The organism is Alcanivorax quisquiliarum (assembly GCF_023051175.1).
GTDB lineage: Bacteria > Pseudomonadota > Gammaproteobacteria > Pseudomonadales > Alcanivoracaceae > Isoalcanivorax > Isoalcanivorax quisquiliarum.
In genome coordinates, this window is sequence record NZ_JALKII010000004.1 from 127,563 (window position 1) to 152,686 (window position 25,124).

The following is a 25,124-nucleotide window of genomic DNA, read 5'->3' on the forward strand; positions in this document are numbered from 1 at the left end:
TCCCCTTTCAGTTCAAGCCGTACGCTGCGGCCGCATCGTCTCGATCAGTTCCGCCAGCACCGTTGTGGCAAAAGCCCCGGCTGGCAGCGTCATCGACAGCACCAGCGTGGTGTCCGTGAGCGACCATTGCAGATCGCCCACCGGCAAGCGCATGGCGCGCCGTGCCGCCTCCACGCCCTGCTCACCCAACGCCTGAATCAGCGGCTGGTGCGGCTCCAGCACGGCGGCCTCCAGCTCGGCAGCCGCCCCGGATGATGCCATGCCACCGGCACCCGGCAAAGGCGCGGTAGGATGGGCCTCGCCCTGCACAACACGAGCCGCTGCCTGCGCGTCGTCATCGGCACAAAACAGCCCCCGGCTGCCCTGCGGCTGCAAGATGTCACCCGGCAACGCCCGGTGCCAGCTCTGTTGTTGTACGCGCTGCGCCAGCACCTGATTGAACAGCTCGCTGCGCACCGCAGAAAGCCACAGACTGCGCAACGCCGGCTTGCGTGGCGCCTCGCCCCGGCCCAGCAGCCAAGCGCTGGCGCGGCTGAAATTGTCGCCGGCGCGGCCAAAGCGTTGCTCGCCAAAATAATTGGGCACGCCCTGCTCGGCTATTGCAGCAAGGCGCTGCTCAAGCGCGGGCAGATCGCCCTCAAGCTCACGGATCACCAGTCTGAAGTGATTGGCGCGGTGGGTGCCACGGTTGAGCTTGCGGCGGTGGCGCACGGCGCTGAGCACGGCCACGCCATCGGGCAGCCCGGCCAGATCGGGATCGGCCTTGCCGGGCAGATGCAGGCTGAACCATTGATCGGCCACCGCCACGCGATCTTTCAGGCCGCTATAGCCCACCGCTCGCAGTGGCAGCCTGGCCCAGCGTGCCAGTGCCAGCGCCAGGTCGGTGGTATTCCACTCGCGCTTGCGCAGCAGTAACCACAGATGCTCGCCTTCACCACCGGGTTCGAAGCCGAGCTGTTCGATAACCACAAAATCTTCCGGTGACGCCCGCAATATGCCCTGCGCCACGGGCCCACCGTGGGCGCGAGGCAGTGTCATACGGCGGCTTCCAACAGCACTACGGCGAGCACGGCGATGCCTTCTTCGCGGCCGGTGAAACCCAACCGCTCGGTGGTCGAGGCTTTCACCGACACTTGAGAAATATCCGCTTGCAGCAGCTCGGCCATGCGGGCCCGCATGGCGCCCACATGCGGCGCCATTTTCGGCCGCTGGGCGATTATTGTCAGATCGGCATTGCCGAGGCGATAACCTTCGGCCTGTATCCGCTGATAAACCTTCTGCAACAGCACGGCGGAATCGGCGCCACGCCAGGCCTCGTCGGTATCGGGAAAAAAGTGCCCGATATCGCCGAGCGCCAGCGCTCCCAGCAGTGCATCAGCCAGCGCGTGCAGCACCACATCACCGTCAGAATGGGCTTTCAGCCCGTGCGTGTGTGCAATGCGCACGCCGCCGAGCATCACATGATCCCCCGGCGCGAAGGCGTGCACGTCAAAGCCCTGGCCTATACGGATGGCTGCCAACACTCGGACTCCTGTTGTTGCTGGTGCTGCTGTTGCAGAAAAAACCCGGCCAGCGGTAAATCTGCCGGCCAGGTTACCTTGATGTTGTCTGCGTGCCCTTCCACCAGCGTCGGCCGCCAGCCGATCAACTCCAGCGCCGAGGCTTCGTCGGTGATCGCCTGGCTTTTCGACAGCGCCTGCTCCAGCGCGTGTCGCAACGCGCCGATGGGAAACAGCTGCGGCGTCAGTGCGCGCCATATTTCGCTGCGTGGCAAGGTCGCGCTGATCTGCCCGGCGGCGTCGGCCTGCTTGATGGTATCGGCCACCGGCAGCGCCAGAATAGCCCCCTGCGGGCCGCACGCCTGCAACAGTTTTTCGATATCCGCCAGCCGCAGGCAGGGCCGTGCCATATCATGCACCAGCACCCAGTCGTCGTCTGCGGCGTCGGTAAGCGCCTGCAACCCCGCCAGCACCGATTCCGCCCTCGTGGCGCCGCCGGGCACGGTGCTCACACGGGGCGCCGTCGCCACGGGCAATTCCGGCCATCTCCGATCATCCGGCGCCACCACGACCACCAGCCGCACCAGCCGCTCACAGGCGAGCAAGCGGCTGACGGTGTGCTCGGCCACCGTGCGGCCCTGCAACACGAGGTATTGCTTGGGCAAGGCAGCGCCCATGCGGCTGCCGTGCCCGGCAGCGGGAATCAGACCGAACAGGCGGGCATCAGGGGGCAGCATCGCGATCCAGCACCAGATAAAATGTTTCGCCCTCGCGCACCAGGCCAAGATCGCGGCGGGCGATTTCCTCGATCTTGTCCAGCCCATCCTTGAGATCCTGAACATCGGCAGCGATCAGGCGGTTACGTTCCGCCAGGCGGGCGTTTTCGGCCTCCAGCGCAGCCAGCTGCTGGCGCAGGCCGGCCACATGGCGCAGGCTGCCCTCGCCAAACCACAATCGTGCCTGGAGCATCAGCAGCGCGAGCACCATCACCGCCAGCAGCAGTGTCGCGGTGGCGGGGCGTTTCATGCGGCTGCTCCGCCAGTGCTACAAACAGCGAACGCCGGGGCCTGTACGGCACCGGCGTTCACGCTGCGCTGCGGACGACGCGGCGTCATATCATCAGCCCAGGAAACGGAACTCTTTGCGGCCATGATACGCCGCCCGGCCCAGCTCTTCTTCGATACGGATCAGGCGGTTGTATTTGGCAACACGATCACTGCGGCAAAGCGAGCCGGTCTTGATCTGCCCGGCCGCGGTGGCCACCGCCAGATCAGCGATGGTGGTATCGGCGGTTTCACCACTGCGGTGCGAAATGACGGCGGTGTAGCCGGCATCCTTGGCCATGTTGATCGCTTCCAGGGTTTCCGTCAGCGAGCCGATCTGGTTGAACTTGATCAGGATCGAGTTGGCGATCTTCTCGTCGATACCTCGCTGGAGAATTCGGGTATTGGTGACGAACAGATCGTCACCGACCAGTTGTACCTTTTCTCCCAGGCGATCAGTCAGAATCTTCCAGCCGGCCCAGTCATCTTCGTGCTGGCCATCTTCGATGGAAATGATCGGGTAGCGGTCGCACAGCTCGGCCAGATAGTCTACAAACTGCTCAGAGCTGAGGCTGCGGTTCTCGCCGGCCAGCACATATTTACCATCCTTGTAGAACTCGCTGGCGGCGCAGTCCAGCGCCAGGGTGATGTCGTCACCAAGTTTGTACCCGGTCAGGGCAATGGCCTCGACGATGGCTTCCAGCGCGGCTTCGTTGGATGGCAGATCCGGCGCAAAACCGCCTTCGTCGCCTACAGCAGTGTTCAGGCCGCGCTTTTTCAGCACGCTCTTGAGGGCGTGAAACACTTCTGCGCCGCAACGTACCGCCTCGGCAATGGTCGGCGCGCCGACCGGCTGTATCATGAATTCCTGAATGTCGATGTTGTTATCGGCGTGCTCACCGCCGTTGATGATGTTCATCATCGGCACCGGCAGGCTGTAGGCGTTGTCATCGTCCTGCAGGTCCGAAATGTATTCGTACAGCGGCTTTTTCTGATGTGCGGCAGCCGCTTTGGCGGCGGCAAGCGACACAGCCAGAATGGCATTTGCACCCAGACGGCCTTTGTTCTCGGTGCCATCCAGCTCGATCATGGCGTGATCGATGTCGCGCTGCTCGGTGACGTCGCGGCCCAGCAGCAGCTCACGAATTTCCGAGTTGATGTTGCCGACAGCCTGCGTCACGCCTTTGCCGAGGTAACGCTGCTGGTCACCATCACGCAGCTCAAGCGCCTCGCGAGAGCCGGTGGACGCGCCGCTGGGGGCACATGCCGAGCCGACCGCGCCGGATTCCAGCAACACATCCGCTTCAATGGTCGGGTTGCCACGCGAATCCAGAATCTCGCGGGCTTTGATGTCAACGATCCTTGGCATGGAAGTCTCCGAAACGCTTAACGGTTATCAAATGGGGAAAAGGATTTGACCAGTTCATCAATGGCTTTCATCTGCGCCAGAAACGGCTCCAGGCGATCCAGACGCAGCGCACAGGGGCCGTCACATTTGGCGTTATCCGGGTCCGGGTGCGCCTCCAGAAACAGGCCGGCCAGCCCCTGGCTCATGCCGGCGCGCCCCAGCTCGGCAACTTGCTGGCGGCGCCCGTCGGCGGAATCGGCCCGGCCGCCCGGCATTTGCAGTGCGTGCGTCACATCAAGCAGCACCGGATAACCGAACTGCTTCATCACGCCGAAGCCGAGCATATCGACCACCAGATTATTGTAGCCAAACGAGCTACCCCGTTCGCACAGGATCAGCTGATCGTTACCAGCTTCTTCGCACTTGTGCAGGATATGGCCCATTTCACGCGGTGCCAGGAACTGGGGCTTCTTGATATTGATCGTGCGCCCGGTCCTGGCCATGGCCACTACCAGATCGGTCTGCCGCGCCAGAAAGGCCGGCAGTTGCAGCACATCAATCACTTCGGCGGCAGGCGCAGCCTGATAGGGCTCGTGCACATCGGTCAGCAGCGCGCAGCGGAAGGTCTGCTTGATCTCTTCGAATATCTTCAAGCCTTCATCCAGCCCCGGCCCGCGAAACGAACTCAGCGAGGAACGATTGGCCTTGTCGAAGGAGGCTTTGAACACCCAGGGGATGCCCAGCCGCTGGGTAACGGTGGCGTAGTGCTCGGCCACCTGCATCGCCAGATCGCGGGATTCCAGCACGTTCATGCCGCCAAACAGCACGAACGGCTTGTCGTTGGCGACGGCGATATCATTGATGTGCAATGTCTTCTGTGCTGTCACGTCAGCCTCCCTGTCGGGCGCGGTGCGCCAACGCCGCTTCCACGTAGCCGCGGAACAGGCCGTGGCCGTCGCGGGGCGTGGAGGTGAACTCCGGGTGGAACTGGCAGGCAACGAACCACGGGTGATCGGCCACTTCCACCACTTCCACCAGCTCGCCATCCAGCGAGCGGCCCACGATGCGCAACCCGGCTTCGGCCAGTTGCGGCACGTATTGGTTATTTACTTCGTAACGGTGCCGGTGACGCTCGACGATGCGGGCCTGCCCGTAGCAGCGAGCGGTGATGGAGTCCTCTTCCAGCACGCATTCCTGTCCGCCGAGACGCATAGTGCCGCCCAGGTCGGAGGCACCGTCGCGTTGCTCCCGACGGCCGTCACCAGTCTGCCATTCTGTGATCAGACCGACCACCGGCTCAGATGTGCCAGGATTCAGCTCGGTGGAATCAGCTTCCGTCAGCCCGGCCACATGGCGGGCAAACTCGATCACGGCCAGTTGCATGCCCAGGCAGATGCCGAGATACGGAATACGGTTTTCCCGGGCGTAGCGGATCGCCAGAATCTTGCCTTCTGCACCACGATCGCCAAAGCCGCCCGGCACCAGAATCGCATCCAGATTGCGCAGCATGGCGGTGCCATCGCGCTCCACGTCCTCGGCATCAAAATACTCGATATTCACGCGGGTGCGGGTAGCAATACCGGCGTGGGTCAGGGCTTCGTTCAATGATTTGTAGGCGTCGGCCAGCTCGATATATTTGCCCACCATGCCGATGGTGACATCCTGCTGGGGATTGAGCTGCGCATCGACCACGCGGTCCCACTCGCGCAGATCCGGCTCGGGACAATCGAGCCCGAACCGCTCGATGACGATCGAATCCATGCCCTGCTCGTGCAGCACGCGCGGCACCTGATAGATGGTGCGGCTGTCGGGACAGGAAATCACCGCCCGCTCTTCCACGTTGGTGAACAGCGCGATTTTCTCGCGGGCGCTCTCGGGAATCTCGTGATCCGAGCGACACACCAGAATATCCGGTTGCAGGCCGATGGAGCGCAGCTCCTTCACCGAATGCTGGGTCGGTTTGGTCTTGATCTCGCCGGCGGACGCGATCCATGGCACCAGCGTCAGGTGCACCAGCAGCGATTTGCTGGAGCCCATGGCGAGGCGCATTTGCCGCACTGCTTCAAGAAACGGCAGCGACTCGATATCGCCGGCGGTGCCGCCGATCTCGACAATGGCCACGTCAGCATCACCTGCGCCCTGGCGCACCATCAGCTTGATCTGGTCGGTGATATGCGGGATCACCTGCACAGTCGCGCCCAGGTATTCGCCCCGGCGCTCCTTGTCGATCACGTTCTGATAGACACGGCCCGTGGTGAAGCTGTTGCGACGGGTCAGGCGGGTGCGGATAAAGCGCTCGTAGTGCCCCAGATCAAGGTCGGTTTCGGCACCGTCCTCGGTCACGAACACCTCACCGTGCTGGTAGGGGCTCATGGTGCCGGGGTCTACGTTGATGTAGGGATCAAGCTTGAGCATGGTCACGTTCAGACCACGCGCCTCAAGCAGGGAGGCCAGGGACGAAGAGGTAATCCCCTTGCCCAGCGACGACACCACCCCGCCTGTGACAAAAATAAATCGCGTCATGCGCTCACCGCAGCAGGCCCGCAGGAGACTGGAGCCGTGTCACCCGCCATGCCGGAGCCAGCACGGAACCGGCGCTTTTCCGGCTAGCCACCAGACTCGATAGCCACCAGAAAAACAGGTTCTGTGACAGCCCGCACTATGGCGTCATGGTCACTCGGCGCCGGATCGCTCCGGGCTGGAAATGAAAACGCGGCACAGCCCTCGAAATCCGCTCGAAACTGGCTTCACCAATGGCAAAGACCGCTAAAATGCGGGCCAGATCAATGGATTGCTTCAAGGAATGCGCTGCAACTGGACGGGAGTAAATGCTAACAGAACGCCCCCATTCTCACAATGCGGAATCCGCACCCTGAAAATGCCAGGCGACCGCCCAGCCGGGCGCCCCGGGCGCACGCTGGTACCCATCCGCACAGCCCAGCTGTGCCGCTGCGAGCAGCTCATCGCCGTCAAGCAATACCGGCCAGCGGGCGCGCAGCCAGGGCGGCACGCCCGCCGCTCGCCAGCTCTCGCGCACTTCTCGTGACAACCCACCCGAGCGTATACGCGCACCAGCAGGCGCCGCCGAAACAGTAACTGCCGAAACATCAGCTGGCAGCACCCATTGCTCAGCACCGGCTGGCTCGCCTGCCGCCAGCCGACGCACGGTGACGGTCAACGGCCCCAGCGCCGTGACCGCACCGTCGGCAAGCAGTAGCGGCACGGCACCCGCCAGGGGCTGTAGCTCAGCATGTGGCAACAGATAAAGCCCGTCGCGGTGCCGGCAAAAAACGCCCTCTGGCCATTCCACACGGGGCTGCCGGTCTGGCGCAGCACAGATCAGCTCATCCAGCACGCGCTGCAACACCTGCCTGGGTGGCGCCTGCCAGCCCCGTGCGCGCACCCAGCCGTACAACAGATTGCGCTGCCGGGCCGGCCCGAGGCGCTGCAACCCGCTCAGGCTGATGGCGCCATCGGGCAGCCCCAGCGCCGCCCGATCTTCAGCGGCCAGCTCCGCCAAAAGCTGAGCGGTTTCGTGTTGCACGGCGGTGTTGCGCCCGAACACCTCCACCACTGCCGGCCAGCGTTGCGCCAGCCGGGGCAGGATTTCATGACGAAGATAATTACGATCCGCTTCGATTTCCGCGTTGGTGGGATCTTCTACCCAGGTCAGGCCCCAGTGTTGCGCCAGCGCCGCCAACTGTGGCCGACGCCACGGCAGCAATGGCCGCAGCACCAGCCGCTCACGGTAACGGGAGGCGGTGCGCATTGCTGCCAGGCCAGCCGGCCCGGCGCCACGCAGCAGGCGCAGCAGCAGTGTTTCCGCCTGATCGTCGGCATGTTGCGCCAGCAGCAGTGCGCCATCCGGCGTGGCCGCCGCCAGCAAGGCGGCCCGACGCGCCAGCCGCGCACGCTGCTCCAGGTCGGGCCCTGCCGCCAGTTCAAGGTGCACCACGTCAAAGGGCACCCCTGCCGCGGCTGCCACCGCACGGCAATGCTCGGCCCAGGATTCGGCCATCGCCTGTAGCCCATGCTGCACATGCACGGCGGTCAGCCGATGGCGAAAGCCGCCACGCACCAGGGCACTAAACAGCACCGATGAATCCAGCCCGCCGCTGAAGCCGAGCACCAGCGGGCCGGGCACAGCAGCAAGCTGTGCCTTCAGGTTTTCAATCAGCGAGGTTGCTTCGTCAGTGATCATCGGCCAGCTGGTTATCAGGCATACGCCGCCGGCAGGCGGCCACGCCATTTAACCGCGTCAGCCGGGATTGCTCAAACCGGTATCACTCGTCGGCTGGCGTGGTGCCCACATTGCCGTAGGACATCAACCGTTGATAGCGGCGTTCGATCAGGGCTTCGCTGTCGTACGCGGACAATTCGTCCAGCGCCGCCAGCAGGCTCTTCCTGAGCCGGCCCGCAGCCAGATCATAATCACGGTGGGCGCCGCCAAGCGGCTCGGGAATGACCTCATCCACGATCTCCAGCTCGTGCAGCCGGTGCGCGGTCAGGCCCATGGCTTCGGCCGCTTCGGGTGCCTTTTCGGCGCTGCGCCACAGGATCGAGGCGCAACCTTCGGGCGAGATCACCGAGTAGGTACTGTACTGCATCATTTGCAGGTGGTCGCACACCCCGATGGCCAAGGCGCCACCGGAGCCGCCTTCACCGATGACGGTGGCAACAATCGGCACCCGTAGCCGCGACATCACCAGCAAGTTCCGTGCGATGGCCTCGCTCTGCCCCCGCTCTTCTGCATCAATACCGGGGAAGGCGCCAGGCGTGTCGATGAATGTCAGGATCGGCAACCGGAACCGCTCGGCCATTTCCATCAGGCGCAGCGCCTTGCGATACCCTTCCGGCTTCGGCATACCGAAGTTGCGGCGCACCTTTTCCTTCACGTCGCGGCCTTTCTGGTGGCCGATGACCATGATCGGCTTGCCGGCCAGACGGGCCACGCCACCGATGATCGCGGGATCATCGGCAAAGGTGCGATCGCCGTGCAGCTCATCGAATTCATCAAACAGGCGTTTGATGTAATCACGCGTGTGTGGCCGGAGCGGATGGCGAGAAAGCTGCGAGATCTGCCAAGGGGTCAGGTTGCGGAAAATACTTTCCGTCAGCGCAATGCTTTTTTCCTGCAACTTGGTGATCTCGTCAGAGATATTCACCTCAGTGCCGCTGCCGACCAGTCGCAGGTCCTCGATTTTGGCTTCCAGATCAGCAATGGGCTGTTCAAATTCGAGGAAATTGGGATTCATTCCTGGACCTCTTCTGTCTTGTGCGGGGCAGTTTAGCGGCAAGCCGCCCAAAAGGTCGACCGCCGCCCCCTTTTTCTGTGGTTTCAACTTGTTACGCGGCCTGTAGTCGCGCGCGCTGCCGCTGGCCTGCAGCACCAGTGATCAGTCGGGCGAGGCGTCAGTATTCCACCGCCACTGCTTGCTCGCCGAAGCGATTGCGCAGATCTTCCAGCAGTGCCTGATCAGGGCTGACGCGCCACTCGTCACCAAGCCACACCATGCCGCGCCCCCGGGGATGCCGCAGGCGCAACGCCACCGGGCACCCACCGCCCAAATAAGGCCGCAGGGCGCCACGCAATGTTTCCGGCAATTGCGGCACCACTTCCGCGTGCACCGTGAGACGGCGGGCAAACACTGCTCTGGCGCGGCCGATGTCCATGATCTCATCGGCCGACATGCTGAAACCGCCCGTATAATCATCGTTGCGCACGCCACCGCGCACCACCAGCAGCACATCTTTTTGCACGATGTCACTGTATTGCGCAAAGGTGCGGCCGAACACCGAAACTTCCACTCGGCCGGTCTTGTCATCCAGCGTCAGAAAAGCCATGCGTTCGCCGCTACGCTTGCTGCGCGTGATGCGCAGCGCGACCACCAGCCCGGCAATCGTCGCCGCCTCGCCTTTGCCGGTAGGCGCCAGGGCATTCAGCCGTGCTGTGACGAACTGATTGACCTCATGATCGAACTGATCAATCGGATGCCCGGTGAGAAACAGCCCGAGGGTGTCTTTTTCGCCGTTGAGGCGCAGATCATCACTCCAGACACGCGCCGGCCGCCAGGCCACCGGGGTTGCAGTGGCCTCAAGGCCGCCACCGAACAGATCACCCATGCCCGCTTCGGCATTGCGGGCATCCTGCTCTGCCGCCTGGGTGGCATCCGCCAGGCTGGCCATCAGCACCGCCCTGTCCTGGTGATGCCGAGTCGGCCCGAGTTGATCCAGGGCACCGGCTCGCACCAGCGCCTCCATGGAGCGGCGATTCATCCGCTTCATGTCGACGCGGCGGCAGAAATCGAACAGATCATCGAACACCAGCCCCTGCTCACGCGCCTGAACAATGGCATCGATCGGGCCTTCGCCCAGGCCCTTGATCGCACCAAGCCCGTAGACGATGTTGCCATCCTGATTCACCGTGAAGCGGAAACCGCAGCTGTTCACATCCGGCGGCAGCACTTTGAGCTGCATGCTTTTGCATTCATCAATGAAGGTCACGACCTTGTCGGTATTCTGCATATCGGCAGAGATTACCGCGGCCATGAATTCTGCCGGATAGTGCGCTTTCAGCCAGGCGGTCTGATAGGCAACCAGTGCATAGGCGGCCGAGTGCGACTTGTTGAAACCGTAACCTGCAAACTTTTCCACCAGGTCAAAAATGCGGATCGCCAGTTCGCCATCAATGCCCTTGTTGCGCGCCCCTTCCTCGAAGATGGCGCGCTGTTCGGCCATTTCCTCGGGCTTTTTCTTGCCCATTGCCCGGCGCAGCATATCGGCTTCACCGAGTGAATAACCGGCCAGCACCTGGGCGATCTGCATCACCTGTTCCTGATACAGAATGACCCCGTAAGTCGGCTCGAGAATCGGTTTCAGCAACTCGTGCTGGTATTGTGGATCAGGGTAGGCAAGCGGCTCGCGGCCGTGTTTGCGGTTGATGAAGTTGTCGACCATGCCGGATTCAAGCGGCCCCGGTCGATACAGCGCCACCAGTGCGATGATGTCCTCGAAGACGTCCGGGCGGAGTTTCTTGATCAACTCCTTCATGCCCTGCGATTCAAGCTGGAACACCGCCGTGGTTTCGCCTTTTTTCAGCAGCTCGAAAGAGCGTGCATCGTCCAGCGGCAGTTGCGTGATATCCAGCGGCTCCTCGCCCTCGCGAGCGCGACGCTCGTTCACAGCCTTCACGGCCCAGTCGATAATGGTCAGCGTTTTCAGGCCGAGAAAGTCGAATTTCACCAGTCCGGCGGCTTCCACATCGTCCTTGTCGAACTGGGTGACAAGATTTTCGCCATCTTCGTCACAATGCAGCGCAGCAAAATCCGTCAACCGGCCCGGCGCAATAACCACACCGCCCGCGTGCTTGCCAACGTTACGGGTCAGGCCCTCAAGCCTGAGTGCCATTTCCCAGATTTCCGCCGCCGCTTCATGATCGCTGTTTTCCTCGTTTTGCAGGAAATCACGCAGCGACTCTTCCTGCTCCAGCGCTTTTTCCAGCGTCATGCCTGGCGTCGGCGGGATCATCTTCGAGAGGCGATCAGCCAGACCATACGGCTTGCCCTGCACGCGCGCCACATCACGCACCACCGCCTTGGCGGCCATGGTACCGAAGGTGATGATCTGCCCCACCGCTGCGCGCCCGTATTTTTCCGCCACATAGGCGATCACGCGGTCGCGGCCATCCATGCAGAAATCCACATCGAAGTCCGGCATGGAAATCCGTTCGGGGTTCAGGAAACGCTCGAATAGCAGATCGTACTGGATCGGATCAAGATCGGTGATTTCCAGCGCGTAAGCCACCAGCGAGCCGGCACCGGAGCCCCGCCCCGGGCCGACCGGCACACCGTTTTCCTTCGCCCAGCGGATAAAATCCGAGACGATGAGAAAGTAGCCGGGAAAACCCATGTTGTTGATGGTATCGAGCTCGAACTGGAGCCGGTCATCGTACTCTTTGCGACGCTCGGCATAATCCGGCGCGGCCGTATCCAGAATCAGCGCCAGCCGTTTATCCAGCCCGCGCCGCGACTCTTCCTGAATAAATTCCTGAATGGTCTTGCCGTCGGGAATCGGAAATTCCGGCAGAAAGTTTTTTCCCAGCCGGATGTCCAGCGAACAGCGACGGGCAATTTCGACCGTATTCTCCAGCGCTTCCGGCAAATCACTGAACAGCTCGGCCATTTCGGCGCTGCTCTTGAGGTATTGCTCGCTACTGTATTTACGCGCCCGGCGCGGATCGTCGATAGCGGCACCATCATGGATACAGACGCGCGCCTCGTGCGCGTCGAAATCGTCTTCTTCCAGAAAGCGGACATCGTTGGTGGCCACCACCGGCATACCCAGCGACGCCGCCAGCGCCACGCTGGCGTGCAGACAGTTTTCATCTCCGGCGCGGCTGGTGCGCTGCACTTCGATATAAAAGCGGTCACCGCATAACTCGCGAAAATACATCGCCAGGTGAGTGGCTTCTTCCTGCTTGCCCGCCAGCAGCAACTGGCCGATTTCACCCTGGCGTGCCGCGGAAAGGAAGATCAGCCCGGCGTGCAGCTCTTCCAGCCACTCGCGCTTCACCACCGCCCGGCCCCGCGACTGGTTATATTGCCAGGCGCGGGAAATCAGCAGCGTCAGGTTCTGGTAACCAACATCGTTCTGCACCAGTGCACACAGCCGCGCCGGTTCGTCCAGCACACCGCTTTCCAGCCACAGGTCTGCGCCGGCGATGGGCTTCACGCCCGCTCGCTGTGCCGCCTCGTAAAACTTGATGAGGCAGAACAGGTTGGAATCGTCGGTCACCGCCACTGCCGGCATTGCCTGATCGACGCACTGTTTTATCAAAGGCTTCACCCGCACCACGCCATCGACCAGTGAATAGTCGGTGTGCACACGAAGATGGATGAAGGTGGGGGTGCTCAAGATCATGTTCCTCACGAGTGAATGGCGCCGGGCATACTGGCCACGGAATCAGCTGGGCAACACCCGCCGCCGGCGCAGTGCTTCAGGCGTCAGCGCTTACCAGCCGCGCCACGGGTGCGAACGAGCGGCGGTGTTCGCGCAGCGCGCCATGCTCGGCCAATGCTGCCAGATGGCCAGCGGTCGGGTAACCCTTGTGGCGGTCAAAACCGTATTGCGGGTAGCGTTCGTGCAGCGCTGTCATCTCGGCGTCGCGGGCAACCTTGGCCAGAATCGACGCTGCACTGATCGCCGGGATCAGGCCATCGCCTTTCACCACTGGCTCGCTCGGCAGCCCGAAATCCGGGCAGCGATTGCCATCCACCAGCACCGCATCCGCGGCCTGGGCAAGCGCTTGCACCGCCCGCTGCATCGCCAGCATGGTGGCATGGTAAATATTCAGCTGATCAATTTCTGCCGGCTCTGCCCGGCCCAGCGCCCAGGCCAGCGCCTGCTCGCGAATCTCCGTGGCCAGCGCCTCGCGGCGGCGCTCGGTCAGCCGCTTGCTGTCGGCCAGCCCCTCAATCGGCCGCGCCGGATCAAGCACTACGGCGGCGGTCACCACCGCGCCCACCAATGGCCCTCGCCCCACTTCATCCACACCTGCCAGACGCATGCCCGTGAACCAGGCAAAGCGGGTCGGCTGCCACGGCAGCATTGCCGGATATTCGGCAAATGGCCGTGTCATGGCTGCTGCTCCGGCGCGAGCGTGCCGTCGATCAGCGCTTTCACGGCCGCTGCGGCGTGCACGCTGGCATCGCGGCGCAGCTGCTGATGCACGGCCTGAAACTCTTCCTGCAATTCCGCCACCGCCTCCGGGTGTTCAAACCAGTAGCGCACCGCTGCCGCCACGGCTTCCGGCGTCAGCGCATGCTGGATCAGCTCGGGAATACGCGGCGTGGCAGCGAGCAGATTGGGCAGACCGTAATGCTCAAGGCGGATCAACCGGCGAGCGATGGCGTAGGTCAGCCCACCAAGCCGATAGCCGATCACCATGGGTTTTTTCAGCAGCAACCCTTCCAATGTCGCGGTACCGGAGGCCATCAGGACGACGTCGGCGGCGGCCATGACTTCGCGGCTACGACCATCCACCAGCGCCACATCATCCAGGCCCGCTGCCAGCAGGCCACTGCGAATTTCCGTGGCCCGTTGCGGGGTGGCCGCCGGGATGACCACCGTCAAGGCCGGATCATCGGCCTTGAGCAGCTTCACCGCAGCAAGAAAATCCGGCAGCAGCTGGCGCACTTCGCCACTGCGGCTGCCCGGCAATACCGCCAGCACCTTGCCCTGCGGTGCCAGGCTCAGTGCAGCGCGTGCGCCGGCCACATCCGGTGTATCGGGAATCATGTCCGCCAGCGGATGCCCGACAAACGCCACCGGCACGCCCTGCTCCTGATAAAAACGCGCCTCGAACGGCAGCAATGTCAGCATCAGATCAATGCTTTCCCGAATCCCCTTGACGCGGCCCTGCCGCCAGGCCCAGACGGACGGGCTGACATAATGCACCGTCCGCAGGCCTCTGGCGTGTGCACGCCGTGCCACTGACAAGGTGAAATCCGGCGAATCGATACCGATGACGGCCAAGGGCGCTTCGCGCACCAGCAATTCCACCAGTTCCCGTCTGAGCCGGAACAGCTCAGGCAGACGCGGCAGCACCTCGGTAATGCCCATTACCGAGAGCCGCTCCATCGGGAACAGGGATTCACCGCCTTCCGCCTGCATTTGCGGGCCACACACGCCGATAAAGCGGGCATCGGGATAAAGGTCGCGCAGCGCACGGATCAACCCGGCGCCGAGGATATCGCCGGAGATTTCTCCGGCGATCAGTGCAAAGACGGGCTGCCTGCCTGCCATGGTCGCTCCCGTAACCGTGTGCTCAGCGGGTGATGCCGCGCTCGGAGGCACGCAGGGAATCAATGAATACTTGCAGCTCTGCGCCGCCCGCCAGCGCATCCAGCTGCGCCAGCGCCTGTTCCAGGGTCTGGCCCTGGCGATAGACAATCTTGTAGGCCTTGCGCAGCTGGCTGACCACCTCCGGGCTCCAGCCGCGGCGGCGCATGCCTTCGAAGTTCATCGAGCGTGCCGCTGCCGGGTTGCCGCCCACCATGACGTACGCCGGGATGTCCTTGAGCACCAGGCTGCACCCGGCCGTCATGGCGTAAGAGCCAATGCGGCAGAACTGATGCACGCCGGTCATGCCGCCGAGGATCACCCCATCACCGATATGCACATGGCCGGCAATGCCGGTGGTGTTGGCAAAGATATTGTTGTTGCCGATCATGCAGTCGTGCGCAACATGCACACCCACCATCAGCAGGTTGTTGTCGCCGATCCGGGTCAGGCCGTTGTCCTGGATCGTGCCACGGTGAATTGTCACGTGCTCGCGGATGACGTTGTTATCACCGATCTCGAGCGCGGTCGGCTCACCGTTATACTTCTTGTCCTGGCACGCTTCACCAATGGACGCGAACTGGAAGATGCGGTTGTCGCGGCCGATCGTGGTCGGCCCCTGAATTACCACGTGCGGCCCGATCACCGTGCCGGAGGCTATTTTCACGTCGGGCCCGATGATCGAGTAAGGCCCCACCTGCACGTCACCGGCGAGCTCTGCACCGGCGTCAATAATGGCGGTATTGTGAATCATTGTTGTCTGTTATCCGCTGTCGGCTGATTTCAGCTTTACGTTCTGTGCGATCCGGCAAGCTGGCTCTGGCGGCTGCCCTGGCAGTCGGACACAAGCATTCAGTCCGCGACGGCCTGGCAGCCGGGATCAATAGCAAGGAAGTATACGCCAGTGCGCGCCCGCATGCGCGCCGTCTGCACGACGCGCTGCTACAGCTGGTCAGGAGACGATCAGATTTTCTGCTCGGCCACCAGCGTCTCGGCGCTGGCCACCAGTTTGCCATCGACGTGCGCTTCGCAGCCGAACTTGAGAATGTTGCGGCGTACGGTGATCAGGCGTGCGCTCATCATCAGCTGATCCCCTGGCACCACCGGACGCTTGAAACGAGCGCGGTCAGTGCCCACCAGCAGGTAATTATAGCCGTCGGCTGGCCGCTTGCCGGCGGTGATGAAGCCAAGCACACCCGCCGCCTGCGTCATCGCCTCGATGATCAGCACGCCCGGCATGACAGGATCGTGGGGGAAATGGCCGTTGAAGAAGGGTTCATTGCAGGTGACGTTCTTGAGCGCCAGCACGCGCTCCCCCGGCACCAGCTCAAGCACCCGATCCACCAGCAGGAACGGATACCGTTGCGGAAGATATTCTTTGATTTCGTTGATGTTCATCATAAGCGCGCTGGCCGGGAACCATTGATCCGGCCGGAACCTTTAACAAGCCCAATGAGAAGAAGCCGCATCCGATGCCGCTTCGTGCGGTATGTGGAACAAACCGGCAAAGACGATCAGTCCCGGCGGGCGTCCTGCTCCAGCTTGCGTACACGGCGGTACAACTCATCCAGGTGGCGGAAGCGTGCCGTATTACGGCGCCAGCGGTCATGACGATCCGCCGGCAAAGCCGAGCCATAGGTGCCCGGTTCGGTAATGGATTTTGACACCAGCGTCATGCCCAGCACCACGACCTTGTCGCAGATATCCAGATGGCCGGCGATGCCGACAGCACCACCAATCATGCAATAACTGCCAATACGGGAGCTGCCGGAAACGCCCACCTTGCCCGCCATGGCGGTATGATCGCCCACCACCACGTTATGGCCTAGATGCACCTGGTCATCCAGGATGACGCCGTTGCCAATCACGGTATCTTCGATCGCGCCTCGATCAATGGTGACGTTGGCGCCGATCTCGACATCCGCGCCAATTTTCACCGCGCCGACCTGCGCGACCTTGCTCCAGCGGCCACTGCTGAAGGCATAGCCGAAACCGTCGGCTCCGATCACCGAACCGGCGTGTATGATAGTGCGAGGACCGATCACCACACCATGGTAAATTGTAACATTCGGGTAAAGCCGCACCTGCTCGCCAAGTTCGACGCCCTCGCCGACCACAGCATTGGCCATCACCACAACCCCCGCCCGCAGGCGAGCACCTGCACCAATCACCGCATTCGGCCCGATCGAGACGTTATCCTCGATCACGGCATCCGGGGCGATCACCGCTCGCGGATGGATTTCGCGGGGCGCTTCCGGTGTGGTATCGAAGTGCCGGCTGACCTTTGCGAAGGCGAGATAAGGATCGGCCACCACCAGCGTAGCTACCGGGCACGCCTCGGCCTGCTCGGCTGTACACAGCACGGCACCGGCACGTGTCTGCTCAAGATAAGGGCGATAGCGCGGGTTGGCGAGAAACGCCAGCTGCGCCGGGGTTGCCGAACGCAACGTGCCCAGCCCGCTGATTTCTGCCTCGCCATCGCCGCGCAACTCGGCGCCCAGCTCGGCCGCCAGCTGTGCCAATGTCAGCGCCACGGCCTTACTTGATCCGGTTGATGCGTTGAGTCACCTGTTTGGTGATATCCAGCTCGGGCTTCACGTAGACAGCAGCCTGTGCACTGATAACCATATCCAGGCCCATTTCGCCGGCGATTTCCTCGATGGCGCGCAGCACTTTCGGCTCCATGCTCTCCAGCAGATCCTGGCGGTCTGTATTCACCCGGCGCTGCAACGTTTGTTGCAGTGCCTGAAATTCCATGGTTTTTGTTTCACCTTCGTCGGTCAGCTTGTTGCGCTCGTCACGGCTCATGGTCATGCCGTCGCGCTGCAAGCGCTCTTCGATCTTGGCGACATCGTCGCGCAGCCGGCGCAAGCGCTGGCTCTCTTCTTCAAGCGAGGCCTCCAGCCGCGCATTACGGCTCTTCACTTCTTCGGATTCCACGATCGCCTGCATCGGATCGATCACGGCGATCTTCATATCCGCCGCAGCCACCAGTGGCAGCATCAGCACTGCGAACAGCATCGTCTTCATTGTTTTCATGAAATCACTCCTAAAAAACCTGCCCCAGGGAAAACTGGAAGAATTCGGTATCGTCGCCGGATTGCCGGTTCAGCGGCCGGGCGAAGTTGAAACTGAGCGGGCCGATGGCTGTCAGCCAGGTCAGACCGATACCCGTGGCGTAGCGAATTTCGCCGGCATCGAACTCGTACAGGTTGTTGGCTGTTTCGGTCTGGAACACCTGACCGCCATCAACAAAAAAGAAGGTGCGCACGTTGCGGCTTTCCGGCGCGAAAGGCGTCGGGAAAATCAGCTCCATGCTACCCTCCACCAGCAAGTTGCCGCCCACCGGATCGGGATCAGGGTCGCGCACACAGTTGGCCGGGTTGAGCTCGCATTGGTTGACGTAGGTGATTGCATCGGAGCGCGGGCCCAGGCTGCGTGATTCGTAGCCCCGAACGGAACCGATGCCGCCGGCATAATAGTTTTCGAAGAACGGCAATATATTGTTGTCACCATAGCCATCGCCGAAGCCGACATCGGCCCGCGTGCGCAGCGTCCAGCGGCGGCTGATGGGGAAGTAACGCTCGCCGTTCCAGGATACCTTGTAGAACATGTAATCACTGCCCGGCGAGGCCACTTCGACACCGAAGGTCTGTGACCAGCCACGGTCAGGAAGAATGCCGCGGTTCAGGGTGCTGGTGCGTAATGATGCGTTCAGCTTGAACAGATTGAACTCGTTGCCCTCGGCCATCATGAAGCGGTAAATGTCTTCCGCCACAAAATCGCCCGACGTCACCTCGATGTTGTCGTACCCGAAACCGAAATCCAGCCGCGAATATTCCGAAATCGGGTAGCCGTAGTTGACTGCTGCCCCGATCCGGTCTGCCGCATAGGAGGCCACCGTCGCCTTGCTGAAATCGATCTTGGAATAATAAAGGCTGAAGCCCCGGCTCACTCCATCGAGGGTGTAATAGGGATTGAAGTGCGAAAAGCTGTAACTGTCACGAATGTCACTGCGCGACAGGGCAAACGACACCCGGTTGCCGGTGCCCATGAAATTACTCTGGCTGACGCTGGCACCAAAAATGAAACCGCTGGCCTCGGAGTAGCCGACGTTGGCACCGATCGAGCCCGAAGGCTGCTCTTCGACGGTGTAATTCACATCGACCAGATCTTCCGAGCCGACCACGCGGGGCGTCTCGGCCTCCACCAGCCCAAAATAGCCCAGCCGCTGCAAGCGCTCTCGGGACAGATCAATCAGCGCCGTATTGGCTGGCGCGCCCTCGAACTGCCGCAGCTCACGCCGCATCACTTCATCCTGCGTTTTGACGTTGCCGCTGAAGTTCACTCGGCGCACATAGACCTTGCGCCCCGGATCGACGTAAAAGGTGATATCCACGGTCTCGCCGTCTTCACTCACCTCGGGGAAATCATTCACCTGGGCAAAGGTATAACCTTCATTGCCCAGCCGGCGCGTGAGCAGCTCCGCACTTTGCGTAATGATGCGCTGCGAGAACACTTCGCCGGGCTTGGCCAGCAACAGCGGCCGCAGATCCTCTTCTTCCACGACCAGATCGCCCGCCAGACGCACCTCGCCGATGCGGTAACGCTTGCCTTCATCCACATTGATGGTGATATATACGCGACTACGATCCGGCGTGACCGCTACCTGGGTGGATTCCATGGAGAAGTTGATGTAGCCACGATCCAGATAGTAGGAGCGCAACCGCTCCAGATCGCCGGACAGCCGCTCGCGAGAATAACGATGGCGGCTGCCGAACGGCCACCAGCCGCGTGGTTTCAGCTCGAACACACTGCGCAGCTCGGCATCGCTGAACACGTCGTTTCCGACAATATTGATATCGCGAATACTGGCCGGGCTGCCTTCGTAGATATTGATGTTCAGCGCCACCCGGTTGCGTGGCAGCGGCACTGCCTCGGTATCCACCTGGGCATCGTAACGGCCCTGGGCAACATACTGCCGTTGCAGCTCGCCGGTGATGGCCTCAAGGGTGGAGCGCCGGAAAACCTCGCCTTCGGCCAGCCCGGCATCACGCAGCCCCTTGCGCAGATTGTCTTCGTCGATGGATTTGTTGCCCTTGATCTCAAGGCGGGAAATGGAGGGCCGCTCGGAGAGCACCACCACCAGTTGATCGCCATCGCGACCGATCTGCACATCCTCGAAATCACCGGAGCCATAAAGGCGGCGCACTGCCTCGGCCACCTCACGCGGGCCGACCAGATCGCCCGACTGGATCGGCAATGCGGCATACACCCGCTCTACCGGCAGCCGCTGCAATCCTTCGACACGCACATCACTGACGCGAAACGAATCATTCGCCGCAGCAGTGGCGGCCATCATCAACAGGCCGGCAAATACACAGCAGGACCAGGCTCGCAAAACACCCCCGACTATCATGCAAACTGCCGCATCAGGTCGTTGAACACAGCAACACACATCAGCCCGAGCACCAGCATCATGCCGACACTCTGGGCCACCATCAGAAACCGCTCCGGCAGCGCTTTGCCGCGGATCATCTCGACCAGACCGAACACTATCCAGCCGCCGTCGAGCATCGGGATCGGCAGCAGGTTGATGACGCCCAGGCTGATACTGAAAAACGCCAGGAACATCAGGAAAGTCGCCACACCGATGGCGGCTGTTTCACCCGCCGCCTGCGCGATGGTGATCGGCCCGCCCAATGTCTTGACCGACAACTCACCGGTGAGCATCCGCCCCACGGCGACGAAGATCATACCGATCTGCTGCGTCATGCGCGACACGGCAGCAGGAATTGCTTCCAGCGGACTGTAATGAATTTCCCGCAGCCCGCCGAGCCGCACCCCGGCGCGGCCAACCGCCTCGCCGTCGGCGTTGACGATGGATTCAGGCACCAGCGTAACGTTAAGCGTGGCGCCATCACGGTGGGCGGCGATTGCCAGCGGCTGCCCAGGGGCACGCTGCACGCTTTCCACCCACTGCGACCAACCGGAAACCGGCTCACCGTTCACCCGCAGTATCCGGTCACCCTTGCGCAAGCCGGCCAGCTCTGCCGGGCTGCCGGCGGTGATCTCCCCCAGCTCTGCCGGCAGCGGGCGCGGGCTGACACCGATCACCGGCAGCAACGCCTGCTCCGGATCTACCGACCACGCCGCCAGCGACAACGCCACGGTGCGCTCCACGCTGTCGTCGCCGCGCACGGTCAGCGGCACCTCGCCACGCTCACCCACATGCCGCAGCATGGCCATGCCGAACTGCTCCCACGTCTGCACGGTGCGGCCATCCAGCCGCACCAGCTCATCACCGGGGCGCAAACCGGCCGTGGCCGCTGGCGAGCCATCCAGCACCGCACCGATCACGGGCGGCACACCACTCTGCCCGCCCATCAGCACCAGCCAGTAGATCAGCACGGCCAGAATCAGGTTGGCGGCGGGGCCAGCAGCATAAACGATGATCCGTTGCCAGGCGGGCTTGCCGGAAAATTCCTGGCTCTCCTCGCCGGGCTGCACCTCGCAATCGCGGCGATCCAGGGGCTTCACATAACCACCGAGGGGGATGGCGCTGATGACGAAATCGGTGCCGCTCTTGCTGCGCCAGCTGAGCAGGCGCGGGCCGAAGCCGACCGAGAAGGTGAGCACACGCACGCCGAACAGGCGCATGGTGAGATAATGGCCGTACTCGTGAATCGCCACGATGATGAGGATCGTGACCGCGAAAGCCAGCAGGGTGGTCAGCATGCTGTGTCCTGAAACTGTGTCATTGTCGTGCCTTTCCTTTGCCTGGCCCTTTGTCCGGCCCTTTCCATAGCTCTTTGCATCGTCCTTGCATCATCGCTCAACTGCTGGTGCGACGCATCAGCTGTGCCACGGCAATCTGGCGCGCTTCGTCGTCCACCGCCAGCACCGCCTCGACATCACTACAGGCGGGGGCTGACATGTGAGCCAGCGTTTCCGCCACCACCGCAGCGATCCCCGGAAAATCAAGCCGCTGGCGGAGAAATGCCTCCACCGCAACCTCATTGGCGGCATTCAGCACCGCTGTGGCCGTGCCGCCTGCCTGCATCGCTTCCCGCGCCAGCCGCAGGCAGGGAAAGCGTTGTTCGTCCGGCGCCTCGAAATCAAGCCCTCTGAGCGCCGTGAAATCCAGCCGCCGGGCGCCGGAATCAATGCGTGCCGGCCAGGCCAGCGCGCAGGCAATCGGGGTTTTCATGTCCGGTGTGCCGAGTTGGGCCAGCACCGAGCCATCCTCGTATTCCACCATGGAGTGCAGCACGCTCTGCGGGTGCACCACCACATCAATCCTGTCAGCCGGCATCGCAAACAGCCAGCAGGCTTCGATCAGCTCCAGCCCCTTGTTCATCAGGGTGGCTGAATCCACCGAAATCTTCGGCCCCATGCTCCAGTTCGGGTGCCGCACCGCCTGCGCCGGCGTGGCCGCGCGCAGTTGCGCCGCATCCCAGGTGCGAAACGGGCCACCGGAGGCTGTCAGCAGCAACCGCCGCACGCCCGCCAGCGGCGTCCCGCAAGGCGCAGCCTGGCCTCGCGGCAGGCACTGGAAGATGGCGCTATGCTCGGAATCCACCGGAATCAGCTCGGCACCATACGCCCGCACTGCATCCATGAACAGGCTGCCGGTCACCACCAGCGCCTCCTTGTTGGCCAGCAGGATGCGTTTGCCGGCTCGTACGGCGGCCAGCGTCGGCCGCACACCGGCGGCACCCACAATGGCTGCCACCACGGTGTCCACTTCGTTCGCGGCGGCCACCTGCGCCAGCGCGTCTTCGCCCGCCAGCACTTCGGTGTGTGACCCAGCGGCCCGCAGATGGTTCCGAAGTGATAGCGCGGCCTGCTCATCCGCCAGCACCGCGTAACGCGGCTGCCATTGCAGGCACTGCTCGGCCAGCTGCTGCCAGCGGGAGCCTGCCGCCAGTGCAAACACCTGGTAGCGCTCCGGGTGCAGCGCCAGCACCTCCAGCGTCTGGGTGCCGATGCTGCCGGTTGCCCCGAGCAAGGTCACCTGTTGCGGCGCTGCGCTCATGCTCAGACTCCGCCGGGCAAGGCAGCCCAGGTCAGCGCCGCCAGCGCCACCGGCAAGGCTGCCGTGACGCTGTCGATACGATCCAGCATGCCGCCGTGACCGGGCAGCATGGTGCCGCTATCCTTCACGCCGCGCTGCCGTTTGACCATGCTTTCAAACAGATCGCCCAGCACCGAGGCCAGCACGGTCAGGGCTGCGACCAGCAGCAGCCGCGACAGTGTGCCATCCACCGTCAGCAGTTGCGGCACCAGCGCGGCCACGACAAGCGCGAGCGCCAGCCCGCCGAGCAAGCCTTCGATGGTCTTGCCGGGGCTGACATTCGGCGCCAGCTTGTGGCGCCCGACAGCTCGGCCGACAAAATAGGCGCCGGTATCCGCCGCCCACACCCACACCAGGATGTACATCAACGCCCATGGCCCTGCCAGGCCCAGCGCCCCACTGCTTTGCACATGCACCACCGCGGACCAGGACGGCACCAGCAGCAGGTAGCCGATCAACGCCATCAATGCGGGCTTGGCCCAGAGCACCGCGCTGCGCGGGTAGCTCACCACCAGCACCAGCGCCAGCAGCCACCACAGCGGCAACCAGCGATACAGCCACAATGGCTGCATCATTTCTGCCAGCACCATCAGCGCCGCCAGCGATCCCAGCCACAGCAGGCGTGCCGGCATCGTCAGGCGACCGATCAGCGCCGACCACTCCCAGCCTGCTGCCATGAAGAATGCCCCCGCCACCAGGGCAAAGGCGGTGCGCTCCAGCAGGAACACTGCCCCGAGCACAATCGGCAACAGCACCAGCGCAGTGATGATGCGCAGCTTCAACATGTGGAATCCTCGTCCTGGGCGGCCAGTTGCTCGCCACTACGGCCAAAACGGCGCTGCCGGCCGGCATAGTCTTTCAGCGCATCGGCCAGGGCACGCTCATCGAAATCCGGCCATAGCAGCGGGCTGAAAAACAGTTCGCTATACGCGGCCTGCCACAGCAGAAAGTTGCTCAGGCGGCACTCGCCGCCCGTACGAATCACCAGATCAGGGGCTGGCAGGTCACCGAGCATCAGCCGCCCTTGCAGTGCCTCGGCGGTGACCTCATGCGGCGCCCGGCGCCCGGCGGCCACTTCTTCGGCCAGCTGTTGGGCAGCCTGGGTGATATCCCACTGGCCACCGTAGTTGACGGCGATGGCCAATACCATGCCTTTATTGTCAGCGGTGAGTTGTTCGGCAGCAGCCATACCCTGCTGTAGCGGCTGGCTGAAGGCATCGCGGGCGCCGATGAAGCGCAAGCGGATATTGTGTTCGTGCAGTTCGCGCACACGCTCATCCAGGGCTTCAAGAAACAGGCCCATCAGATGACGCACCTCGTCTTCCGGCCGGCGCCAGTTTTCGGAGCTGAATGCGAACAGCGTCAGCACTTCCACTTTCTTGCGGGCACAGACGCTGATGACGGCCTGCACCGCCCGCTCACCGGCACGGTGCCCCTCGAAACCCGGCAGCCCACGGCGGCGTGCCCAACGATTGTTACCATCCATGATGATGGCGACATGGCGCGGGATGCCGGCAGTCTTGAGCGAATCAATGTCCGGCGCGCTTGATCGGTTTTCCTGCATGCTGTCCATCCCGGCCCCGCGCGGGGTGCCTAAACAAAACCGGGCTGACCCTGCAGCCCGGTGTGTGCCGTTACTGTCGCCGTCAGGGCGTCAGATCGACATCAGATCTTCTTCCTTGATTTTCAGCATCTTGTCCACTTCTCCGACCATGCGATCGGTCAGCTGCTGAATCAGCTCTTCGCCACGGCGTGCATCGTCTTCGGAAATTTCCTTTTCCTTCAGCAGCTCCTTGAGGTCGCCATTGGCGTCCCGGCGAATATTGCGAATGGCCACTTTCGCCTGTTCCGCTTCGCCGCGTACCACCTTCACCAGATCCCGGCGCGTCTCTTCCGTCAGCGGCGGCAATGGCAAACGGATCAGCGTGCCGGCGGTGGAGGGGTTCAGCCCCAGATCGGATTTCAGAATGGCGCGCTCGATCTCCGGCACCAGCTGTTTGTCGAACGGCGACACCAGCAACGTACGCCCTTCTTCCACCGAGATGTTGGCCAGTTGCGACAACGGGGTATCGGAGCCGTAATAAGGCACGCTGATGATATCCAGCAGGCTCGGGTGGGCACGGCCGGTGCGCACCCGCTTGAGCGCGGTATCCAGCGCCTCGATGCTTTTCTTCATGCGGCTTTCGGCATCTTTCTTGATATCGTCGATCACCGTGCAATCCTCATTTGGTCAGATGTTCAAAAAACCCCTGCCGGGGTTTTTACGCCGCCTTCAGGCTCGGCGACAACCGCCACCGGAAGGCGTACTTCGTGCCATG

The 25,124-nt window shown here is 62.7% G+C and carries 22 protein-coding genes; all 22 read right to left on the reverse strand.

Going from position 1 to position 25,124, the window contains the following annotated elements:
• Positions 1 to 12: 12 nt before the first annotated feature.
• On the reverse strand, positions 13 to 1,038 hold the full coding sequence (gene truD, locus MU846_RS07925) for a tRNA pseudouridine(13) synthase TruD (RefSeq protein ID WP_246951425.1): 1,026 nt from the start codon (positions 1,036 to 1,038) through the stop codon (positions 13 to 15).
• On the reverse strand, positions 1,035 to 1,520 hold the full coding sequence (gene ispF, locus MU846_RS07930) for a 2-C-methyl-D-erythritol 2,4-cyclodiphosphate synthase (RefSeq protein WP_306799318.1): 486 nt from the start codon (positions 1,518 to 1,520) through the stop codon (positions 1,035 to 1,037). Before ispF ends, truD begins: the two co-directional genes overlap by 4 nt.
• Positions 1,502 to 2,236 (reverse strand): 2-C-methyl-D-erythritol 4-phosphate cytidylyltransferase, encoded by a 735-nt coding sequence (gene ispD / locus MU846_RS07935; protein WP_246951427.1) that lies wholly within the window; start codon positions 2,234 to 2,236, stop codon positions 1,502 to 1,504. The genes ispF and ispD overlap by 19 nt, the downstream gene beginning before the upstream one ends.
• Positions 2,223 to 2,525, reverse strand: coding sequence for an FtsB family cell division protein (locus MU846_RS07940; RefSeq protein WP_246951430.1), 303 nt, complete (start codon positions 2,523 to 2,525; stop codon positions 2,223 to 2,225). The genes ispD and MU846_RS07940 overlap by 14 nt, the downstream gene beginning before the upstream one ends.
• Positions 2,526 to 2,618: 93 nt before the next feature.
• On the reverse strand, positions 2,619 to 3,911 hold the full coding sequence (gene eno / locus MU846_RS07945; protein ID WP_246951431.1) for a phosphopyruvate hydratase: 1,293 nt from the start codon (positions 3,909 to 3,911) through the stop codon (positions 2,619 to 2,621).
• Positions 3,912 to 3,928: 17 nt separating this feature from the next.
• Positions 3,929 to 4,777, reverse strand: a complete 849-nt coding sequence (gene kdsA / locus MU846_RS07950) for a 3-deoxy-8-phosphooctulonate synthase (RefSeq protein ID WP_246951433.1) — start codon at positions 4,775 to 4,777, stop codon at positions 3,929 to 3,931.
• Between the two features lies 1 nt (position 4,778).
• On the reverse strand, positions 4,779 to 6,413 hold the full coding sequence (pyrG, locus tag MU846_RS07955) for a CTP synthase (RefSeq protein ID WP_246951436.1): 1,635 nt from the start codon (positions 6,411 to 6,413) through the stop codon (positions 4,779 to 4,781).
• Between the two features lie 328 nt (positions 6,414 to 6,741).
• A complete protein-coding gene (gene tilS, locus MU846_RS07960; protein ID WP_246951438.1) occupies positions 6,742 to 8,091 on the reverse strand; it encodes a tRNA lysidine(34) synthetase TilS in 1,350 nt (449 codons plus the stop codon).
• An 82-nt stretch (positions 8,092 to 8,173) separates the two neighbouring features.
• Entirely contained in the window at positions 8,174 to 9,145 is a 972-nt protein-coding gene (locus MU846_RS07965) for an acetyl-CoA carboxylase carboxyltransferase subunit alpha (RefSeq protein WP_246951440.1), read from the reverse strand.
• A gap of 157 nt (positions 9,146 to 9,302) precedes the next feature.
• Positions 9,303 to 12,803 carry a DNA polymerase III subunit alpha gene (gene dnaE / locus MU846_RS07970; RefSeq protein ID WP_246951442.1) on the reverse strand — a complete coding sequence of 1,167 codons (3,501 nt, stop codon included), beginning with the start codon at positions 12,801 to 12,803 and terminating at the stop codon, positions 9,303 to 9,305.
• Between the two features lie 82 nt (positions 12,804 to 12,885).
• Positions 12,886 to 13,527: a ribonuclease HII gene (rnhB, locus tag MU846_RS07975; protein ID WP_246951444.1), complete on the reverse strand. Its 642-nt coding sequence runs from the start codon at positions 13,525 to 13,527 to the stop codon at positions 12,886 to 12,888.
• Positions 13,524 to 14,693, reverse strand: a complete 1,170-nt coding sequence (gene lpxB, locus MU846_RS07980) for a lipid-A-disaccharide synthase (RefSeq protein ID WP_246951446.1) — start codon at positions 14,691 to 14,693, stop codon at positions 13,524 to 13,526. The genes rnhB and lpxB overlap by 4 nt, the downstream gene beginning before the upstream one ends.
• Positions 14,694 to 14,715: 22 nt before the next feature.
• Positions 14,716 to 15,483, reverse strand: coding sequence for an acyl-ACP--UDP-N-acetylglucosamine O-acyltransferase (gene lpxA, locus MU846_RS07985; protein WP_246951448.1), 768 nt, complete (start codon positions 15,481 to 15,483; stop codon positions 14,716 to 14,718).
• 209 nt (positions 15,484 to 15,692) lie between these two features.
• Complete coding sequence (gene fabZ, locus MU846_RS07990; protein WP_246951646.1) at positions 15,693 to 16,127, reverse strand: 3-hydroxyacyl-ACP dehydratase FabZ; 435 nt, start codon at positions 16,125 to 16,127, stop codon at positions 15,693 to 15,695.
• 116 nt (positions 16,128 to 16,243) lie between these two features.
• Positions 16,244 to 17,263 (reverse strand): UDP-3-O-(3-hydroxymyristoyl)glucosamine N-acyltransferase, encoded by a 1,020-nt coding sequence (gene lpxD / locus MU846_RS07995; protein WP_246951451.1) that lies wholly within the window; start codon positions 17,261 to 17,263, stop codon positions 16,244 to 16,246.
• A gap of 4 nt (positions 17,264 to 17,267) precedes the next feature.
• Positions 17,268 to 17,768 carry an OmpH/Skp family outer membrane protein gene (locus tag MU846_RS08000; RefSeq protein ID WP_246951453.1) on the reverse strand — a complete coding sequence of 167 codons (501 nt, stop codon included), beginning with the start codon at positions 17,766 to 17,768 and terminating at the stop codon, positions 17,268 to 17,270.
• 10 nt (positions 17,769 to 17,778) lie between these two features.
• On the reverse strand, positions 17,779 to 20,130 hold the full coding sequence (gene bamA, locus MU846_RS08005; RefSeq protein WP_442780656.1) for an outer membrane protein assembly factor BamA: 2,352 nt from the start codon (positions 20,128 to 20,130) through the stop codon (positions 17,779 to 17,781).
• Between the two features lie 14 nt (positions 20,131 to 20,144).
• Positions 20,145 to 21,467, reverse strand: a complete 1,323-nt coding sequence (rseP, locus tag MU846_RS08010) for an RIP metalloprotease RseP (RefSeq protein ID WP_246951455.1) — start codon at positions 21,465 to 21,467, stop codon at positions 20,145 to 20,147.
• Between the two features lie 97 nt (positions 21,468 to 21,564).
• Positions 21,565 to 22,767: a 1-deoxy-D-xylulose-5-phosphate reductoisomerase gene (gene ispC, locus MU846_RS08015; protein ID WP_246951456.1), complete on the reverse strand. Its 1,203-nt coding sequence runs from the start codon at positions 22,765 to 22,767 to the stop codon at positions 21,565 to 21,567.
• Positions 22,768 to 22,769: 2 nt separating this feature from the next.
• Positions 22,770 to 23,591, reverse strand: coding sequence for a phosphatidate cytidylyltransferase (locus MU846_RS08020; RefSeq protein WP_246951458.1), 822 nt, complete (start codon positions 23,589 to 23,591; stop codon positions 22,770 to 22,772).
• Positions 23,585 to 24,370, reverse strand: a complete 786-nt coding sequence (uppS, locus tag MU846_RS08025; protein ID WP_246951461.1) for a polyprenyl diphosphate synthase — start codon at positions 24,368 to 24,370, stop codon at positions 23,585 to 23,587. The genes MU846_RS08020 and uppS overlap by 7 nt, the downstream gene beginning before the upstream one ends.
• A 90-nt stretch (positions 24,371 to 24,460) precedes the next feature.
• Positions 24,461 to 25,018, reverse strand: coding sequence for a ribosome recycling factor (frr, locus tag MU846_RS08030; RefSeq protein ID WP_246951463.1), 558 nt, complete (start codon positions 25,016 to 25,018; stop codon positions 24,461 to 24,463).
• Positions 25,019 to 25,124 lie beyond the last annotated feature (106 nt).

Coding starts and splice junctions, on each gene's coding strand:
- truD (WP_246951425.1), bottom strand. CDS start 1,038: ATGACACTGCCTCGCGCCCACGGTGGGCCCGTGGCGCAGGGCATATTG.
- ispD (WP_246951427.1), bottom strand. CDS start 2,236: ATGCTGCCCCCTGATGCCCGCCTGTTCGGTCTGATTCCCGCTGCCGGG.
- MU846_RS07940 (WP_246951430.1), bottom strand. CDS start 2,525: ATGAAACGCCCCGCCACCGCGACACTGCTGCTGGCGGTGATGGTGCTC.
- eno (WP_246951431.1), bottom strand. CDS start 3,911: ATGCCAAGGATCGTTGACATCAAAGCCCGCGAGATTCTGGATTCGCGT.
- pyrG (WP_246951436.1), bottom strand. CDS start 6,413: ATGACGCGATTTATTTTTGTCACAGGCGGGGTGGTGTCGTCGCTGGGC.
- tilS (WP_246951438.1), bottom strand. CDS start 8,091: ATGATCACTGACGAAGCAACCTCGCTGATTGAAAACCTGAAGGCACAG.
- MU846_RS07965 (WP_246951440.1), bottom strand. CDS start 9,145: ATGAATCCCAATTTCCTCGAATTTGAACAGCCCATTGCTGATCTGGAA.
- rnhB (WP_246951444.1), bottom strand. CDS start 13,527: ATGACACGGCCATTTGCCGAATATCCGGCAATGCTGCCGTGGCAGCCG.
- lpxB (WP_246951446.1), bottom strand. CDS start 14,693: ATGGCAGGCAGGCAGCCCGTCTTTGCACTGATCGCCGGAGAAATCTCC.
- lpxA (WP_246951448.1), bottom strand. CDS start 15,483: ATGATTCACAATACCGCCATTATTGACGCCGGTGCAGAGCTCGCCGGT.
- fabZ (WP_246951646.1), bottom strand. CDS start 16,127: ATGAACATCAACGAAATCAAAGAATATCTTCCGCAACGGTATCCGTTC.
- MU846_RS08000 (WP_246951453.1), bottom strand. CDS start 17,768: ATGAAAACAATGAAGACGATGCTGTTCGCAGTGCTGATGCTGCCACTG.
- rseP (WP_246951455.1), bottom strand. CDS start 21,467: ATGCTGACCACCCTGCTGGCTTTCGCGGTCACGATCCTCATCATCGTG.
- ispC (WP_246951456.1), bottom strand. CDS start 22,767: ATGAGCGCAGCGCCGCAACAGGTGACCTTGCTCGGGGCAACCGGCAGC.
- MU846_RS08020 (WP_246951458.1), bottom strand. CDS start 23,591: ATGTTGAAGCTGCGCATCATCACTGCGCTGGTGCTGTTGCCGATTGTG.
- uppS (WP_246951461.1), bottom strand. CDS start 24,370: ATGCAGGAAAACCGATCAAGCGCGCCGGACATTGATTCGCTCAAGACT.